Origin of the sequence: Orbus sasakiae (assembly GCF_039542345.1) — a bacterium.
Lineage (GTDB): Bacteria > Pseudomonadota > Gammaproteobacteria > Enterobacterales > Orbaceae > Orbus > Orbus sasakiae.
In genome coordinates this window covers 45,579-58,923 of record NZ_BAABHY010000003.1, presented here as the reverse complement: position 1 = coordinate 58,923, position 13,345 = coordinate 45,579, and the positions used below count along the sequence as shown (strand labels likewise).

Below are 13,345 nucleotides of genomic sequence, written 5' to 3'. Positions count from 1 at the left end.
TCTCTTAAGTACTAAACTTTACTTAGAGTAAAGTTCGACAATCAAATGTTCATTGATGTCCGCAGATAAATCTGAGCGTTCAGGCATACGTTTAAATACACCTTCCATTTTACTGGCATCAACTTCTAACCAAGTTGGTTTTTCACGTTGTTCAGATAATTCTAAAGCGGCTTTAACACGTGCTTGTTTTTTCGCTTTTTCACGAACACTAACCACATCTTCAGGTGAAACTTGGTAAGATGCGATATTAACAACACGGCCATTAACAAGTACTGCTTTATGACTGACTAATTGACGAGCTTCAGCGCGAGTTGCACCAAATCCCATACGATAAACAACGTTATCTAAGCGACATTCTAAAAGGTTAAGAAGGTTTTCACCTGTGTTACCTTTAATTCGAGCTGCGGCTTTATAATAGTTACGGAATTGTTTTTCTAAAATCCCATAAATACGACGAACTTTTTGTTTTTCACGTAGCTGAACACCATAATCAGATAAACGCGGTTTACGCGCACCATGCTGACCAGGAGCTTGTTCTAGCTTACATTTACTATCTACCGCGCGAACGCCTGATTTTAAAAATAAATCAGTACCTTCACGACGACTTAATTTGAGTTTTGGTCCCAAATATCTTGCCATTTTCTTTCTCCAATAATCCTAAAACGCCAAGTGATTAAACACGACGTTTCTTTGGTGGACGACAACCGTTATGAGGAATCGGAGTAACATCAGTAATATTAGTGATGCGATAACCCGCTGCATTTAATGCGCGAATTGTTGACTCACGACCCGGACCAGGTCCTTTTACCATAACTTCTAGATTCTTAATTCCATATTCTTTTACAGCTTCAGCACAACGTTCTGCTGCAACTTGTGCTGCAAATGGAGTTGACTTACGTGAGCCACGGAATCCAGAACCACCAGCGGTTGCCCAACCTAACGCATTACCTTGACGATCGGTAATTGTTACGATTGTATTGTTAAAAGATGCATGAACATGAGCGATACCATCAGAAACTTGTTTTTTTACACGTTTACGTGTACGAACAGGTGTCTTTGCCATTCTTAATTACCCCGATTATTTCTTGATAGGCTTACGCGGGCCCTTGCGGGTACGAGCGTTAGTCTTTGTACGTTGACCACGAACTGGAAGTCCACGGCGATGACGTATACCACGATAACAACCAAGGTCTAATAAACGCTTGATACTCATAGTCACTTCACGGCGCAAATCACCTTCTACGGTAAATTTTGCAACTTGTTCACGTAACTGTTCAATCTGATCTTCAGATAGTTCTCTGATCTTCACATGCTCTGGGATACCAGCAGCTTCACAGATGACTTTAGCACGGGTACTACCGATGCCATAAATCGCTTGTAAAGCAATAACTGCATGTTGTTGATCAGGAATGTTAATGCCTGCGATACGGGCCACTATGCACTCCTATGTCTTAAATAAAATATAATTTAGTCACCTTTATTCTGAAAAGCCCGTTTTCAGGATACTCAAATAAAGGGACCACAAAAATTATAGGCTGGCTATTCTAGCCAGCTTTACTATACTTTGGCAAGTAAAATATGTAAAAAGTACAACTTAAAGGTAAATTAATTAACCTTGACGTTGTTTATGCTTACCTTCAATACAAATAACGCGAACTACGCCATTACGTTTGATGATTTTGCAATTTCTACATAATTTCTTGACTGAAGCACGAACTTTCATTTTATTCTCCGTAACTTCGGGCGATCTTAACGACCATAGCCTTTAAGATTCGCTTTCTTTAAAACTGACTCATAACGATTTGGCATCATTAGAGTCTGTACTTGTGCCATAAAATCCATGATTACTACGACAACGATTAATAACGATGTTCCACCAAACTGGACTGGAACTTTCATCGCTGAAGTCATAAACATTGGAACTAAACAAACAAAGGTAATATATAAAGCACCAACAAGTGTTAAACGAGTCATGACTTTATCAATATACTTCGCAGTTTGTTCACCTGGACGAATTCCTGGAATAAATGCACCTGATTTTTTTAGTTGGTCAGCTGTTTCACGAGGATTAAATACTAATGCTGTATAGAAGAAACAGAAGAAAATAATCGCTGCTGCATAAAAAATAAGATACAACGGCTGATCATGTGAAAAATACTGTCCAATTACAACAAAAATATAACGCCAACCTTGCCCATCACCTTGCAACCATGATGCCATCATTGCTGGTAGCATAACAATTGTTGAAGCAAAAATAGCAGGAATAACACCAGCCATATTTATCTTCAATGGTAAATGAGTACTTTGTGCAGCATAAACTCGGCGACCTTGCTGACGTTGCGCATAGTTAACAACAATACGTCGTTGACCACGTTCAACAAATACAACAAAGTAAGTAATACCGATAACTAATGCAGCAACAACTAATAAAATAAGTGGATGCAATTGTCCTGAACGAGCTTGTTCAATGGTTTCCCCGATAGCGTGAGGAAGTCCAGCAACGATACCTGCAAAGATAATAATTGAGATACCATTACCAACACCCCGCTCGGTGATTTGTTCACCTAGCCACATAAGAAACATAGTACCAGTAACTAAACTTACTGAGGCGATAAAATAGAAAGAGAAACCAGGATTAATAACAACTTGACCAAATCCTGGAATCTGAGGCAATCCTGTCGCAATACCAACAGCCTGTACAATCGCAAGTACTAATGTACCATAACGAGTGTATTGACTGATTTTTTTACGGCCTGACTCACCTTCTTTTTTCAACTCTGCAAGTTTAGGACTAATTGCCGTTAATAACTGCACGATAATAGATGCAGAAATATACGGCATGATGCCTAATGCAAAAATTGAAGCTCGGCTTAACGCACCGCCTGAGAACATATTGAACATGCCAATAATGCCATTATCACTTGCAGCTTGTGAAAGTAATTTGGTCAATGCCTCAGTATCGATACCAGGAACCGGAATAAAAGAACCAATACGGAAAACAATAAGGGCTAAAAGAACAAATAATAAACGTCTTTTTAGCTCACCACTTCCGCCTCTTGTACTTTGGAAATCTAATCCTGGTTGCTTTGCCATCTTTCTAATTATTCCTCGATTTTTCCGCCAGCAGCTTCAATAGCAGCTTTAGCACCTTTAGTTACACGCATACCACGAACTGTTACCGGTTTGCTAATTTCACCTGCTAACATAATTTTCGCGAATTCAATTTGTGCACTAATAATGTTTGCGGCTTTAAGCGAATTTAGATCAACAACATCACCTTCAACTTTCATTAAATCTGAAAGACGAACTTCTGTAGTGACTAATGATTTTCGCGAAGTAAAACCGAATTTTGGTAAACGACGATACAATGGCATTTGACCACCCTCGAAACCACGACGTACACCGCCGCCTGAACGAGAATTTTGACCTTTAACACCACGACCACCTGTTTTACCTAAACCAGAACCGATACCTCGGCCTAGACGTTTAGATGCATGCTTTGAACCATCAGCAGGAGATAAAGTATTTAAACGCATAACTTATTACTCCTCAACTTTAACCATGTAATATACTTGGTTAACCATACCGCGCATCGCAGGAGTATCCTCACGCTCAACAGTATGACCAATTCCACGTAATCCTAAACCACGTAACGTAGCTTTATGCTTCGGTAAGCGACCAATAGAACTACGAGTTTGTGTAATTTTAATCGTTTTTGCCATGGCTAGTTACCCCAAAATTTCGTCGACGGTTTTACCACGTTTTGCAGCGACCATTTCTGGTGATTTCATATTTTCTAATCCATCAATAGTTGCACGAACCACATTAATTGGGTTTGTAGAACCATATGCTTTAGCAAGAACGTTGCGAACACCGGCAACTTCAAGAACGGCACGCATTGCACCACCAGCAATAATACCAGTACCTTCTGACGCTGGTTGCATATAAACACGAGAACCTGTATGAGCCCCTTTAACTGGATGCTGTAAAGTATCGTTATTTAATGCTACGTTAATCATATTACGGCGTGCTTTTTCCATCGCTTTTTGGATAGCAGCTGGCACTTCACGAGCTTTACCATAACCAAAACCGACACGACCATTACCGTCACCAACCACTGTTAGTGCAGAAAAACTAAAAATTCGGCCACCTTTAACAGTTTTTGAAACGCGGTTAACTGCGATTAGTTTTTCCTGCAGTTCACCAGCTTGTTTTTCGATGTTTGACATCTTTAACTCCTACCTTAGAACTGTAGGCCAGCTTCGCGAGCAGCATCTGCTAGCGCCTGAACTCGACCATGATATTGGAAACCAGAACGGTCAAAAGATACATCTTTGATGTCTTTTGCCAGCGCGCGTTCAGCAATAGCTTTACCTACAGCTTTAGCAGCATCTATGTTTCCGGTATATTTTAAATTTTCACTGATAGCTTTTTCTAATGTAGAAGCTGCTGCCAGTACTTCAGATCCGTTTGGTGCAATAATTTGCGCGTAGATATGACGTGGAGTACGGTGGACAACAAGACGAGTTGCCAATAACTCACGCATTTTACTACGAGCCTTTGTGGCACGACGGATACGAGCTGATTTCTTATCCATAGTGTTACCTTACTTCTTCTTAGCTTCTTTAGTACGCACGACTTCGTCTGCGTAACGAACACCTTTACCTTTATAAGGTTCAGGACGACGATAAGAGCGGATATCTGCTGCTACTTGTCCGATTAACTGTTTATCAGCACTTTTCAGGATGATTTCAGTTTGAGTAGGACATTCAGCGGTCACACCTGCAGGTAATTTGTGTTCAATCGGGTGTGAAAACCCAAGAGATAAACCAACAGCATTACCTTTAAGCTGTGCACGATAACCAACACCAACGAGCTGAAGTTTTTTAGTAAATCCTTCAGTAACACCAATCACCATTGAATTAATCAATGCTCTAGCTGTACCTGCTTGAGCCCAAGCATCAGCAGCGCCTTCACGTGGAGCAAATTTAATTACACCATCTTCTTGACTAATTACAACAGCGTTGTTAATTGAACGAGATAACTCGCCATTTTTACCTTTAATCGTAATTTCCTGACCGTTGAGTTTTACCTCTACGCCAGCAGGAACAACGACAGGTGCTTTAGCAACACGAGACATTTTTTTCTCCCTTACGCTACGTAGCAGATAATTTCACCACCAAGACCTGCTTGGCGTGCTGCTCGATCAGTCATAACACCTTTAGAAGTAGAAATAACCGCGATACCTAATCCTGCCATTACTTTTGGTAATTCGTCTTTACGTTTATAAATACGTAAACCAGGACGGCTAACACGTTTAATAGTTTCTACGACTGCCTTACCTTGGAAATATTTTAAAGTAATTTCCAATTCAGGTTTAGTGTCGCCTATAATTTTGTAGTCTTCAATATAACCTTCTTCTTTTAGCACGTTGGCAATAGCCACTTTTAACTTAGAGGAAGGCATGGTGACCGCAACTTTGTTCGCAGCTTGACCATTACGAACTCGGGTCAACATATCTGCGATAGGATCTTGCATGCTCATCTATAACACTCCTCTGATTACCAACTTGCCTTTTTAAGACCCGGGATTTCGCCGCGCATAGCAGCTTCACGAACCTTAATACGGCTTAGACCAAACTTACGAAGGACGCCATGTGGACGACCCGTTTGACGACAACGGTTACGTTGACGTGATGGACTAGAATCTCGAGGAAGCGTTTGCAGTTTAAGCACCGCATTCCAACGATCTTCGTCTGTTGCATCAACAGAAGAAATAATCGCTTTTAATTCTTGACGCTTTGCAAAGTATCTATTTGCTAGCTTTACGCGTTTTTTATCACGCTCAATCATTGATTGTTTAGCCATTAGTTTACCCTACCTTACTTACGAAATGGGAAGTTAAAGGCTGACAATAATGCACGGCCTTCTTCATCTGATTGTGCTGTAGTGGTGATAGTAATATCTAAACCACGAACACGATCAACTTTATCGTAGTCGATTTCAGGGAAAACGATCTGCTCACGAATACCCATACTGTAATTACCACGACCGTCAAAAGATTTCGCGCTTAAACCACGGAAATCTCGAGTACGAGGTAATGCAATATAGACTAAACGCTCAAAGAACTCCCACATACGCTCGCCACGTAGAGTCACTTTACAACCAATAGGATACCCTTGACGGATTTTAAAACCAGCAACTGATTTGCGTGCTTTAGTGACAAGTGGTTTTTGACCACTGATTGCAGCTAAATCTGCAACCGCATTATCTAATAATTTCTTATCAGTAATTGCTTCACCCACACCCATATTCAAGGTGATCTTTTCGATCCGAGGGACTTGCATGACAGATTTGTAGCCAAACTGTTCTTGCAGTTTATTTACTACCTGTGCATTGTAGTAATCATGCAGTTTCGCCATCGTACACTCCAAATTACTTAATTATTTCATTAGTAGACTTATAGAAGCGGACTTTTTTGCCATCTTCCATACGAAAGCCTACGCGATCAGCTTTGCCTGTAGCATTGTTGTAAATTGCCACGTTAGAAACATTAATAGCTGCTTCTTTCTCAACAATTCCACCATCTTGATTTAATGCTGGTACTGGTTTTTGGTGTTTTTTCACCAAGTTAATACCTTCAACAATCACTTTGCCAGTAGACAAAACACTTTTTACTTTACCGCGTTTACCTTTATCTTTACCAGTTAACACGATAACTTCATCTTCTCGACGGATTTTCGCTGCCATTACCCGCTCCTTACAGTACTTCTGGTGCTAATGAGATGATCTTCATAAACTTCTCAGAACGAAGTTCACGAGTGACCGGTCCAAAAATACGCGTACCAATCGGTTGCTCGCTGTTATTATTTAAAATAACACAAGCGTTACGATCGAAACGAATGACAGATCCATCAGGGCGACGAACCCCTTTTCTAGTACGCACCACAACAGCTTTCAGTACATCACCTTTCTTAACTTTACCACGTGGAATTGCTTCTTTAATGGTAACTTTGATGATATCACCTACCGCTGCATAACGACGGTGCGATCCACCCAGAACCTTGATACACATTACGCTACGTGCGCCAGAGTTATCAGCAACATCAAGCCTAGTCTGTTCTTGGATCATTTTAATGCTCCGTATCAATAAATTATTGTCTAATCTACCTTCATCCACCTCAACTACCATGGATAAGAATAGACAACCAAAAAATCCCACTTACGTGAGGGCGCATAGTATAACACCACTCAAATAAAATGGGTAGTATAAAATAAACGGCTTTTTCAAGCCGTTTATTATATTATGTGCAATTTTTAATCAAATAGACTAAATAACTGCTTTTTCAACGATTCGAACTAGAGTCCAAGACTTAGTCTTAGATAAAGGACGACACTCTTTAATTTCAACAGTATCACCAATACCACACTCATTATTCTCATCATGTACATGCAATTTAGTCGTACGTTTGATGAATTTACCGTATAACGGGTGTTTCACTTTACGTTCAATAGCAACAGTAATAGACTTATCCATTTTGTCACTAATTACACGACCTTGCTGAGTACGAACATTAGTAGTCATTACGCACCCGCCTTCTCAGTTAATAACGTTTTTACTCGTGCGATATCACGACGCACTTGCTTAACTAAATGAGTTTGTTGTAACTGACCGCCTGCTAACTGCATACGTAAGTTAAATTGTTCACGTAATAAGTTTAGAAGTTCAGTATTTAACTCTTCAACGCTTTTTTCGCGTAGCTCTTTTGCTTTCATTTACATCACCGTCTTAATCACAAAGGTGGTTTTAATCGGCAGTTTTGCTGCTGCCAACGCAAATGCTTCACGAGCAACTTCTTCCGGTACACCATCCATTTCATAGAGGACTTTACCTGGTTGAATCAGTGCAACCCAGTATTCTACGTTACCCTTACCTTTACCCATACGCACTTCAAGTGGTTTTTCAGTAATTGGTTTATCAGGGAAAACACGAATCCAGATTTTACCTTGACGTTTAACTGCACGAGTCATTGCACGACGTGCCGCTTCGATCTGGCGCGCAGTCAAACGACCACGACCTACAGCCTTAAGACCGAAAGTTCCGAAGCTAATATCGGCACCTGCAGCTAGACCGCGATTGCGACCCTTATGCATTTTACGGAATTTTGTACGCTTTGGTTGTAACATCAGCGACGCTCCTTATTGTTTCCGGCCTTTACGCTGCTTTTTCGGTTGAGCAGCAGGTTTCTCTGCTTGTTCAACGGCAGCCATACCACCAAGGATCTCACCTTTGAAGATCCACACTTTTACACCAATAATACCATAAGTAGTTAGTGCTTCAGAAAGTCCATAGTCAATGTCAGCACGTAGAGTATGTAACGGTACACGACCTTCACGATACCACTCGCTGCGAGCAATTTCAGCTCCGCCTAAACGGCCACTCACTTCAACTTTAATACCTTTAGCACCAGCTTTCATCGCATTTTGTACAGCACGTTTCATTGCACGACGGAACATCACACGACGTTCTAATTGTGCAGTGATGCTGTCAGCAACTAATTTTGCATCAAGTTCAGGTTTACGAACTTCAGCAATATTAATTTGTGCAGGTACACCTGCAATGCTAGCTACGGCATTACGTAATTTTTCTACGTCTTCACCTTTTTTACCGATTACGATACCAGGACGAGCAGTATGAATAGTCACACGGATGCTCTTAGCTGGACGTTCGATCACGATTTTCGAGATTGACGCTTGCGCTAATTCTTTATTTAAGAATTGACGAACTTTAAAATCGCCATCTAAGTTATCAGCGAATTCTTTGGTACCTGCATACCAGGTAGATGTCCAAGGTTTGACAATACCTAATCGGATACCATTTGGATTTACTTTTTGACCCATTGCTATTCTCCAGACCTAGCGATCAGACACGATCACAGTAATGTGACTCGTACGCTTCAAAATTCGATCTGCACGACCTTTAGCACGAGGCATAATTCGCTTCATACTAGGGCCTTCATCTACGAAAATTTTCGCAACTTTCAGATCATCAATATCAGCACCATCGTTATGCTCTGCATTAGCAATAGCAGACTCCAATACTTTTTTAACTAATACAGCCGCTTTTTTATTGGTGTACGTTAAAATATCAAGTGCTTGCGACACACTCTTACCGCGAACAAGATCTGCAACTAAGCGAACTTTTTGCGCAGAAGAACGAGCGTGGCGATATTTTGCAATTGTTTCCATCTCTTTCTCCTACTTATTTCTTCTTAGCTTTCTTATCTGCTGCGTGACCGCGATAAGTACGAGTCGGCGCGAATTCACCCAATTTATGACCAACCATTTCGTCGGTAACATAAACTGGAACGTGCTGACGACCATTATGGACAGCGATGGTCAAACCGATCATGTTAGGAAAGACCGTTGAACGACGGGACCAAGTGCGCAAAGGCTTCTTGTCACCGCTTTCCACCGCTTTCTCTACCTTCTTCAGCAAGTGTAGGTCAATAAAAGGACCCTTCTTGAGAGAACGTGGCATAGCTAATCCTCTATTTAATTATTTTTTATTGCGATGACGAACAATGTACTTATCAGTACGCTTGTTGCTACGCGTTTTCAATCCTTTGGCTTTTTGACCCCATGGAGACACAGGATGTTTACCAAAGTTACGACCTTCACCACCACCATGTGGGTGATCTACTGGGTTCATCGCCGTACCACGAACAGTAGGACGAATACCACGCCAACGGCTTGCACCAGCTTTACCTAATACGCGAAGCATATGTTCTGAATTACCCACTTCACCAATGGTAGCGCGGCAATCAGCTAATACTTTACGCATTTCGCCAGAACGAAGACGAAGAGTGACATATGAACCATCACGAGCAACGATTTGAACATAACTACCAGCTGAGCGAGCAAGTTGTCCGCCTTTGCCAGCTTTCATTTCAACATTGTGCACGGTAGAACCAACAGGGATGTTACGCATTGGTAAACAGTTACCTGTTTTAATCGATGCATCAACACCAGATTGGATCTGATCTCCAGCTTTTAAGCCTTTTGGAGCTAAAATATAACGACGTTCACCGTCTTTATATAAAACTAAAGCAATATTCGCACTACGGTTTGGATCATACTCCAAACGCTCAACTACTGCAGGAATACCGTCTTTATTTCGTTTAAAGTCAACAATACGATAATGTTGTTTATGACCACCGCCGATGTGACGAGTAGTAATACGACCATTATTATTGCGACCACCAGTTTTGCTTTTTGAATCAAGCAATGGTGCATAAGGTTTGCCTTTATGCAACTCTGGGTTAACCACTTTAACAACGTGGCGACGACCCGGAGATGTAGGTTTACACTTAACAACTGCCATTGTTCTTACTCCTCCGAATTACTCAGTGACGCCCGCAAGGTCTAAGTTCTGACCTTCCGCTAAAGTGACGTAAGCTTTTTTCCAGTCGCTTCGACGACCGATTTGTTGACCACGACGTTTTACTTTACCTTTAACAACTAAAGTATTCACATCGTTTACCTTAACTTCAAATAGTTGTTCAACTGCGGCTTTAATCTCTTTCTTAGTAGCATCTTTAGCAACTTTTAACACTAATGTGTTTGCTTTCTCCATTGAAAGAGATGCTTTTTCAGAAACATGTGGTGCACGCAGGACTTTAAGCAGACGCTCTTCACGAATCATGCTACTTTCTCCTCTGCTAACATAGCCTCAACTTGTTTCACTGCATCAACAGTCATGAGAACTTTTTCAAATGCAATTAAACTAACCGGATCAATACCTGCAACATCACGTACGTCTACTTTGTAGATATTACGTGAAGCTAAGAATAGATTCTCATCAACTTCAGAAGTAATAATCAATACGTCATTAAGATCCATATCTTTTAATTTCTGAGTTAATAATTTAGTCTTAGGTGCTTCTACAGTGAACTTCTCAACAACCACTAAACGCTCTTGACGCACTAATTCAGAGAAAATACTCTTTAATGCACCACGATACATTTTACGGTTAACTTTTTGACTATGGTCTTGGTTTTTAGCAGCGAATGTAACACCACCACTACGCCAGATTGGGCTCTTAACAGAACCTGAACGAGCGCGACCAGTACCTTTTTGACGCCATGGCTTTTTGCCTGAACCAGCAACTTCTGCACGAGTTTTTTGACCACGAGTTCCTTGACGGGCTCCAGATGCATATGCAACAACAACCTGATGAACTAATGCTTCATTAAAATCACGTCCGAAGGTAGTTTCAGAAACAGAGATCGCTTGCGCGTCTTTAACTACTAATTCCATTTCACTCTCCTCGACGTTAAGCTTTAATCGCTGGTTTAACAATAACGTCACTATTGATTGCGCCAGGTACAGCACCTTTAATTAATAAAAGGTTACGTTCTGCATCTACACGTACAATATCTAAGTTTTGAACAGTTACACGTTCATTACCTAGGTGACCTGCCATTTTACGACCTTTGAACACTTTACCCGGAGTTTGGTTTTGACCGATAGAGCCATGACCACGGTGTGCCAAAGAGTTACCATGAGTAGCATCTTGAGTACGGAAATTCCAACGTTTTGTCACGCCAGCAAATCCTTTACCTTTTGATGTACCAGTAACATCCACTTTTTTAACGTCAGTAAAAATATCGACATTAATGCTTTGACCTACAGCGAATTCACCATCTTCAAAACGGAATTCCCATAGACCACGACCAGCTTCAACGCCAGCCTTAGCAAAATGACCTGCATCAGGTTTGTTTACACGGCTAGCTTTTTTGCTACCAGTAGTAACCTGTACAGCTTGATAACCGTCATTTTCAAGTGTTTTAACTTGAGTAATGCGGTTTGCTTCAACTTCAATTACGGTAACAGGAATAGAAACACCTTCTTCAGTGAAGATTCGTGTCATTCCTACTTTTCGACCGACTAAACCAATCATTGTTTCGACCTCTCAATCCTTATCAGCTCAGGACTAACCTAAACTGATCTGCACGTCAACACCAGCAGCAAGATCTAGACGCATCAAAGCATCAACTGTTTTTTCAGTTGGTTCAACGATATCGACTAGACGTTTATGAGTACGAATCTCGTATTGATCACGCGCGTCTTTGTTGACGTGTGGAGAAATCAATACAGTGAAACGCTCTTTGCGCGTCGGTAATGGAATAGGACCACGAACTTGCGCACCTGTGCGCTTCGCAGTTTCAACGATTTCCGCAGTAGATTGATCAATCAAACGATGATCGAATGCTTTTAGACGGATTCGGATTCTTTGGTTCTGCATGAGACCAGAGCTCCATTATAAAAAGTTATAACAAAAGATTACTCCTCAAATCCTGTTTCGATTGACAGGAGAGTGTAATCCGTTCTTTATCGTAACCCCCAAATCGGGAGTATTGTATTGGTATTAAGTTGTGATTAATACCGATAACAGTGCCTAATAAGGGCAAAGTGGAGCTTATTATACGCAAAATATTTATCGGTGCAAGTACAATTCTCAATTTTGTCGTGATTATCAAATTGTATTGTTACTTGTTCTGTATAGCTCTTAGCTGTCCCCAATAACCATGTTCAATAAAATATTCTTGTTCTACGCCATTAGCAAATACATCCCATGATTTTCGTCCTGTTAACAAACAACCACTAAAAACCTGAAATAAATAGCTGCCATTATCTAAATATACTGTTATGTATTTATTAGCGGGTAAATATGCGACCTCATTACCATTTATTACAAATCTTATCGGACATTGTGAATGTGCTACCTGATCGCTACGTATTACCGTCACTTTTGTTTGTATTTTTTGAGGGCTCGGCTTAACGTATTCTTCCTTTAAAATATTTTGTGTCTCACCAAAAGGTCCAATAGTATTACATCCAGCTAACAGTATTGCGAAAAAACTCACTATCACGATTTTTTTAATGACTACCTATCCTTATCTAATATTTTATTTATGTGCCAAATATTATGAAATAAAATAATCATTTCGCAACAGAAAGTTATACTGTATAGATAACACAAAGTTCTAAAGTATTAGTCCACAATCAGTACCGAATCAATCTGTTTTTTTATCTTATTTTTTATAAGCATCTCTTTATACTGATAATTCCGCGATATAAAAAATATTAAAACTCGAAATAAGAATGCTTGATTCATCTGTTACATCAAAGCTCCAGATGGATAATAAGCATTGGCATATTCAAGTTGGTTTTTCATTTCTATTGGTATATTATTCCTCGCTTGCATCTTGGATAAGTTGTTTTAATATAAAAAATTAATGGAATAGACTGTGAATTATCATAATATTATAAAAAAAACCGTC

Annotated in this window: 27 protein-coding genes; all 27 read right to left on the bottom strand. The window is 40.3% G+C overall.

Translation table 11 applies throughout. The features are described 5' to 3' along the window. Positions 1 to 18: 18 nt before the first annotated feature. The 27 genes from rpsD to ABEA36_RS08780 all read right to left on the bottom strand — a co-directional run bounded on the left by rpsD (position 19) and on the right by ABEA36_RS08780 (position 12,928). On the bottom strand, positions 19 to 639 hold the full coding sequence (gene rpsD / locus ABEA36_RS08910) for a 30S ribosomal protein S4 (RefSeq protein WP_345491244.1): 621 nt from the start codon (positions 637 to 639) through the stop codon (positions 19 to 21). A 34-nt stretch (positions 640 to 673) separates the two neighbouring features. Further along, positions 674 to 1,063, bottom strand: coding sequence for a 30S ribosomal protein S11 (gene rpsK / locus ABEA36_RS08905; RefSeq protein ID WP_345491241.1), 390 nt, complete (start codon positions 1,061 to 1,063; stop codon positions 674 to 676). Positions 1,064 to 1,078: 15 nt separating this feature from the next. Continuing rightward, positions 1,079 to 1,435: a 30S ribosomal protein S13 gene (gene rpsM, locus ABEA36_RS08900; RefSeq protein ID WP_345491239.1), complete on the bottom strand. Its 357-nt coding sequence runs from the start codon at positions 1,433 to 1,435 to the stop codon at positions 1,079 to 1,081. Positions 1,436 to 1,609: 174 nt separating this feature from the next. Continuing rightward, a complete protein-coding gene (gene rpmJ, locus ABEA36_RS08895) occupies positions 1,610 to 1,723 on the bottom strand; it encodes a 50S ribosomal protein L36 (RefSeq protein ID WP_345491237.1) in 114 nt (37 codons plus the stop codon). A gap of 26 nt (positions 1,724 to 1,749) precedes the next feature. Beyond that, the gene (secY, locus tag ABEA36_RS08890; protein ID WP_345491234.1) at positions 1,750 to 3,093 is read right to left on the bottom strand and encodes a preprotein translocase subunit SecY; all 1,344 of its coding nucleotides are present in this window, start codon (positions 3,091 to 3,093) and stop codon (positions 1,750 to 1,752) included. Positions 3,094 to 3,101: 8 nt separating this feature from the next. Further along, complete coding sequence (gene rplO / locus ABEA36_RS08885; protein WP_345491232.1) at positions 3,102 to 3,536, bottom strand: 50S ribosomal protein L15; 435 nt, start codon at positions 3,534 to 3,536, stop codon at positions 3,102 to 3,104. Positions 3,537 to 3,542: 6 nt separating this feature from the next. Beyond that, complete coding sequence (rpmD, locus tag ABEA36_RS08880) at positions 3,543 to 3,722, bottom strand: 50S ribosomal protein L30 (RefSeq protein WP_039103338.1); 180 nt, start codon at positions 3,720 to 3,722, stop codon at positions 3,543 to 3,545. A gap of 6 nt (positions 3,723 to 3,728) precedes the next feature. Further along, entirely contained in the window at positions 3,729 to 4,229 is a 501-nt protein-coding gene (gene rpsE, locus ABEA36_RS08875) for a 30S ribosomal protein S5 (RefSeq protein ID WP_345491228.1), read from the bottom strand. A gap of 14 nt (positions 4,230 to 4,243) precedes the next feature. Further along, entirely contained in the window at positions 4,244 to 4,597 is a 354-nt protein-coding gene (rplR, locus tag ABEA36_RS08870) for a 50S ribosomal protein L18 (protein WP_345491226.1), read from the bottom strand. A 9-nt stretch (positions 4,598 to 4,606) separates the two neighbouring features. Further along, positions 4,607 to 5,140: a 50S ribosomal protein L6 gene (gene rplF / locus ABEA36_RS08865; RefSeq protein WP_345491225.1), complete on the bottom strand. Its 534-nt coding sequence runs from the start codon at positions 5,138 to 5,140 to the stop codon at positions 4,607 to 4,609. Positions 5,141 to 5,151: 11 nt separating this feature from the next. Further along, positions 5,152 to 5,544: a 30S ribosomal protein S8 gene (gene rpsH / locus ABEA36_RS08860; RefSeq protein WP_345491223.1), complete on the bottom strand. Its 393-nt coding sequence runs from the start codon at positions 5,542 to 5,544 to the stop codon at positions 5,152 to 5,154. 17 nt (positions 5,545 to 5,561) lie between these two features. Continuing rightward, entirely contained in the window at positions 5,562 to 5,867 is a 306-nt protein-coding gene (gene rpsN, locus ABEA36_RS08855) for a 30S ribosomal protein S14 (protein WP_345491221.1), read from the bottom strand. Positions 5,868 to 5,881: 14 nt separating this feature from the next. Next, a complete protein-coding gene (gene rplE / locus ABEA36_RS08850; RefSeq protein ID WP_039103328.1) occupies positions 5,882 to 6,421 on the bottom strand; it encodes a 50S ribosomal protein L5 in 540 nt (179 codons plus the stop codon). A gap of 13 nt (positions 6,422 to 6,434) precedes the next feature. After that, complete coding sequence (rplX, locus tag ABEA36_RS08845; RefSeq protein ID WP_345491217.1) at positions 6,435 to 6,749, bottom strand: 50S ribosomal protein L24; 315 nt, start codon at positions 6,747 to 6,749, stop codon at positions 6,435 to 6,437. Positions 6,750 to 6,759: 10 nt separating this feature from the next. Beyond that, the gene (gene rplN / locus ABEA36_RS08840) at positions 6,760 to 7,131 is read right to left on the bottom strand and encodes a 50S ribosomal protein L14 (protein WP_025314392.1); all 372 of its coding nucleotides are present in this window, start codon (positions 7,129 to 7,131) and stop codon (positions 6,760 to 6,762) included. 198 nt (positions 7,132 to 7,329) lie between these two features. After that, the gene (gene rpsQ / locus ABEA36_RS08835; protein ID WP_345491204.1) at positions 7,330 to 7,584 is read right to left on the bottom strand and encodes a 30S ribosomal protein S17; all 255 of its coding nucleotides are present in this window, start codon (positions 7,582 to 7,584) and stop codon (positions 7,330 to 7,332) included. Next, a complete protein-coding gene (gene rpmC / locus ABEA36_RS08830) occupies positions 7,584 to 7,775 on the bottom strand; it encodes a 50S ribosomal protein L29 (RefSeq protein ID WP_121145069.1) in 192 nt (63 codons plus the stop codon). Before rpmC ends, rpsQ begins: the two co-directional genes overlap by 1 nt. Beyond that, positions 7,776 to 8,186, bottom strand: a complete 411-nt coding sequence (rplP, locus tag ABEA36_RS08825) for a 50S ribosomal protein L16 (protein ID WP_039103321.1) — start codon at positions 8,184 to 8,186, stop codon at positions 7,776 to 7,778. Between the two features lie 12 nt (positions 8,187 to 8,198). Next, the gene (gene rpsC / locus ABEA36_RS08820; RefSeq protein WP_345491198.1) at positions 8,199 to 8,900 is read right to left on the bottom strand and encodes a 30S ribosomal protein S3; all 702 of its coding nucleotides are present in this window, start codon (positions 8,898 to 8,900) and stop codon (positions 8,199 to 8,201) included. A 15-nt stretch (positions 8,901 to 8,915) separates the two neighbouring features. Then, positions 8,916 to 9,248 (bottom strand): 50S ribosomal protein L22, encoded by a 333-nt coding sequence (rplV, locus tag ABEA36_RS08815; protein WP_345491196.1) that lies wholly within the window; start codon positions 9,246 to 9,248, stop codon positions 8,916 to 8,918. Positions 9,249 to 9,261: 13 nt separating this feature from the next. Continuing rightward, positions 9,262 to 9,540: a 30S ribosomal protein S19 gene (gene rpsS / locus ABEA36_RS08810; protein WP_345491194.1), complete on the bottom strand. Its 279-nt coding sequence runs from the start codon at positions 9,538 to 9,540 to the stop codon at positions 9,262 to 9,264. 18 nt (positions 9,541 to 9,558) lie between these two features. Then, positions 9,559 to 10,383, bottom strand: coding sequence for a 50S ribosomal protein L2 (rplB, locus tag ABEA36_RS08805; protein WP_345491192.1), 825 nt, complete (start codon positions 10,381 to 10,383; stop codon positions 9,559 to 9,561). A gap of 18 nt (positions 10,384 to 10,401) precedes the next feature. Beyond that, positions 10,402 to 10,704, bottom strand: a complete 303-nt coding sequence (gene rplW, locus ABEA36_RS08800; protein ID WP_345491190.1) for a 50S ribosomal protein L23 — start codon at positions 10,702 to 10,704, stop codon at positions 10,402 to 10,404. Next, positions 10,701 to 11,318, bottom strand: coding sequence for a 50S ribosomal protein L4 (gene rplD / locus ABEA36_RS08795; protein ID WP_345491188.1), 618 nt, complete (start codon positions 11,316 to 11,318; stop codon positions 10,701 to 10,703). The genes rplW and rplD overlap by 4 nt, the downstream gene beginning before the upstream one ends. 16 nt (positions 11,319 to 11,334) lie before the next feature. Further along, positions 11,335 to 11,961 (bottom strand): 50S ribosomal protein L3, encoded by a 627-nt coding sequence (gene rplC / locus ABEA36_RS08790; RefSeq protein ID WP_345491186.1) that lies wholly within the window; start codon positions 11,959 to 11,961, stop codon positions 11,335 to 11,337. Positions 11,962 to 11,994: 33 nt separating this feature from the next. Further along, a complete protein-coding gene (rpsJ, locus tag ABEA36_RS08785; protein WP_001181005.1) occupies positions 11,995 to 12,306 on the bottom strand; it encodes a 30S ribosomal protein S10 in 312 nt (103 codons plus the stop codon). A gap of 244 nt (positions 12,307 to 12,550) precedes the next feature. After that, positions 12,551 to 12,928 carry a hypothetical protein gene (locus ABEA36_RS08780; RefSeq protein WP_345491173.1) on the bottom strand — a complete coding sequence of 126 codons (378 nt, stop codon included), beginning with the start codon at positions 12,926 to 12,928 and terminating at the stop codon, positions 12,551 to 12,553. Between the last annotated feature and the right edge of the window lie 417 nt (positions 12,929 to 13,345).

Bases quoted from the DNA above. Each gene is read 5' to 3' on its own strand.
- rplP (WP_039103321.1), bottom strand. From the start codon at position 8,186: ATGTTACAACCAAAGCGTACAAAATTCCGTAAAATGCATAAGGGTCGC.
- rpsD (WP_345491244.1), bottom strand. From the start codon at position 639: ATGGCAAGATATTTGGGACCAAAACTCAAATTAAGTCGTCGTGAAGGT.
- rplB (WP_345491192.1), bottom strand. From the start codon at position 10,383: ATGGCAGTTGTTAAGTGTAAACCTACATCTCCGGGTCGTCGCCACGTT.
- rpsJ (WP_001181005.1), bottom strand. From the start codon at position 12,306: ATGCAGAACCAAAGAATCCGAATCCGTCTAAAAGCATTCGATCATCGT.
- rpmJ (WP_345491237.1), bottom strand. From the start codon at position 1,723: ATGAAAGTTCGTGCTTCAGTCAAGAAATTATGTAGAAATTGCAAAATC.
- rplO (WP_345491232.1), bottom strand. From the start codon at position 3,536: ATGCGTTTAAATACTTTATCTCCTGCTGATGGTTCAAAGCATGCATCT.
- secY (WP_345491234.1), bottom strand. From the start codon at position 3,093: ATGGCAAAGCAACCAGGATTAGATTTCCAAAGTACAAGAGGCGGAAGT.
- rpmD (WP_039103338.1), bottom strand. From the start codon at position 3,722: ATGGCAAAAACGATTAAAATTACACAAACTCGTAGTTCTATTGGTCGC.
- rpsN (WP_345491221.1), bottom strand. From the start codon at position 5,867: ATGGCTAAACAATCAATGATTGAGCGTGATAAAAAACGCGTAAAGCTA.
- rplX (WP_345491217.1), bottom strand. From the start codon at position 6,749: ATGGCAGCGAAAATCCGTCGAGAAGATGAAGTTATCGTGTTAACTGGT.
- rplE (WP_039103328.1), bottom strand. From the start codon at position 6,421: ATGGCGAAACTGCATGATTACTACAATGCACAGGTAGTAAATAAACTG.
- rplR (WP_345491226.1), bottom strand. From the start codon at position 4,597: ATGGATAAGAAATCAGCTCGTATCCGTCGTGCCACAAAGGCTCGTAGT.
- rpsH (WP_345491223.1), bottom strand. From the start codon at position 5,544: ATGAGCATGCAAGATCCTATCGCAGATATGTTGACCCGAGTTCGTAAT.
- rpsC (WP_345491198.1), bottom strand. From the start codon at position 8,900: ATGGGTCAAAAAGTAAATCCAAATGGTATCCGATTAGGTATTGTCAAA.
- rplF (WP_345491225.1), bottom strand. From the start codon at position 5,140: ATGTCTCGTGTTGCTAAAGCACCTGTCGTTGTTCCTGCTGGCGTAGAG.
- rpsS (WP_345491194.1), bottom strand. From the start codon at position 9,540: ATGCCACGTTCTCTCAAGAAGGGTCCTTTTATTGACCTACACTTGCTG.
- rplD (WP_345491188.1), bottom strand. From the start codon at position 11,318: ATGGAATTAGTAGTTAAAGACGCGCAAGCGATCTCTGTTTCTGAAACT.
- rplN (WP_025314392.1), bottom strand. From the start codon at position 7,131: ATGATCCAAGAACAGACTAGGCTTGATGTTGCTGATAACTCTGGCGCA.
- rplC (WP_345491186.1), bottom strand. From the start codon at position 11,961: ATGATTGGTTTAGTCGGTCGAAAAGTAGGAATGACACGAATCTTCACT.
- rpmC (WP_121145069.1), bottom strand. From the start codon at position 7,775: ATGAAAGCAAAAGAGCTACGCGAAAAAAGCGTTGAAGAGTTAAATACT.
- rplV (WP_345491196.1), bottom strand. From the start codon at position 9,248: ATGGAAACAATTGCAAAATATCGCCACGCTCGTTCTTCTGCGCAAAAA.
- rpsK (WP_345491241.1), bottom strand. From the start codon at position 1,063: ATGGCAAAGACACCTGTTCGTACACGTAAACGTGTAAAAAAACAAGTT.
- rpsE (WP_345491228.1), bottom strand. From the start codon at position 4,229: ATGTCAAACATCGAAAAACAAGCTGGTGAACTGCAGGAAAAACTAATC.
- rplW (WP_345491190.1), bottom strand. From the start codon at position 10,704: ATGATTCGTGAAGAGCGTCTGCTTAAAGTCCTGCGTGCACCACATGTT.
- rpsQ (WP_345491204.1), bottom strand. From the start codon at position 7,584: ATGACTACTAATGTTCGTACTCAGCAAGGTCGTGTAATTAGTGACAAA.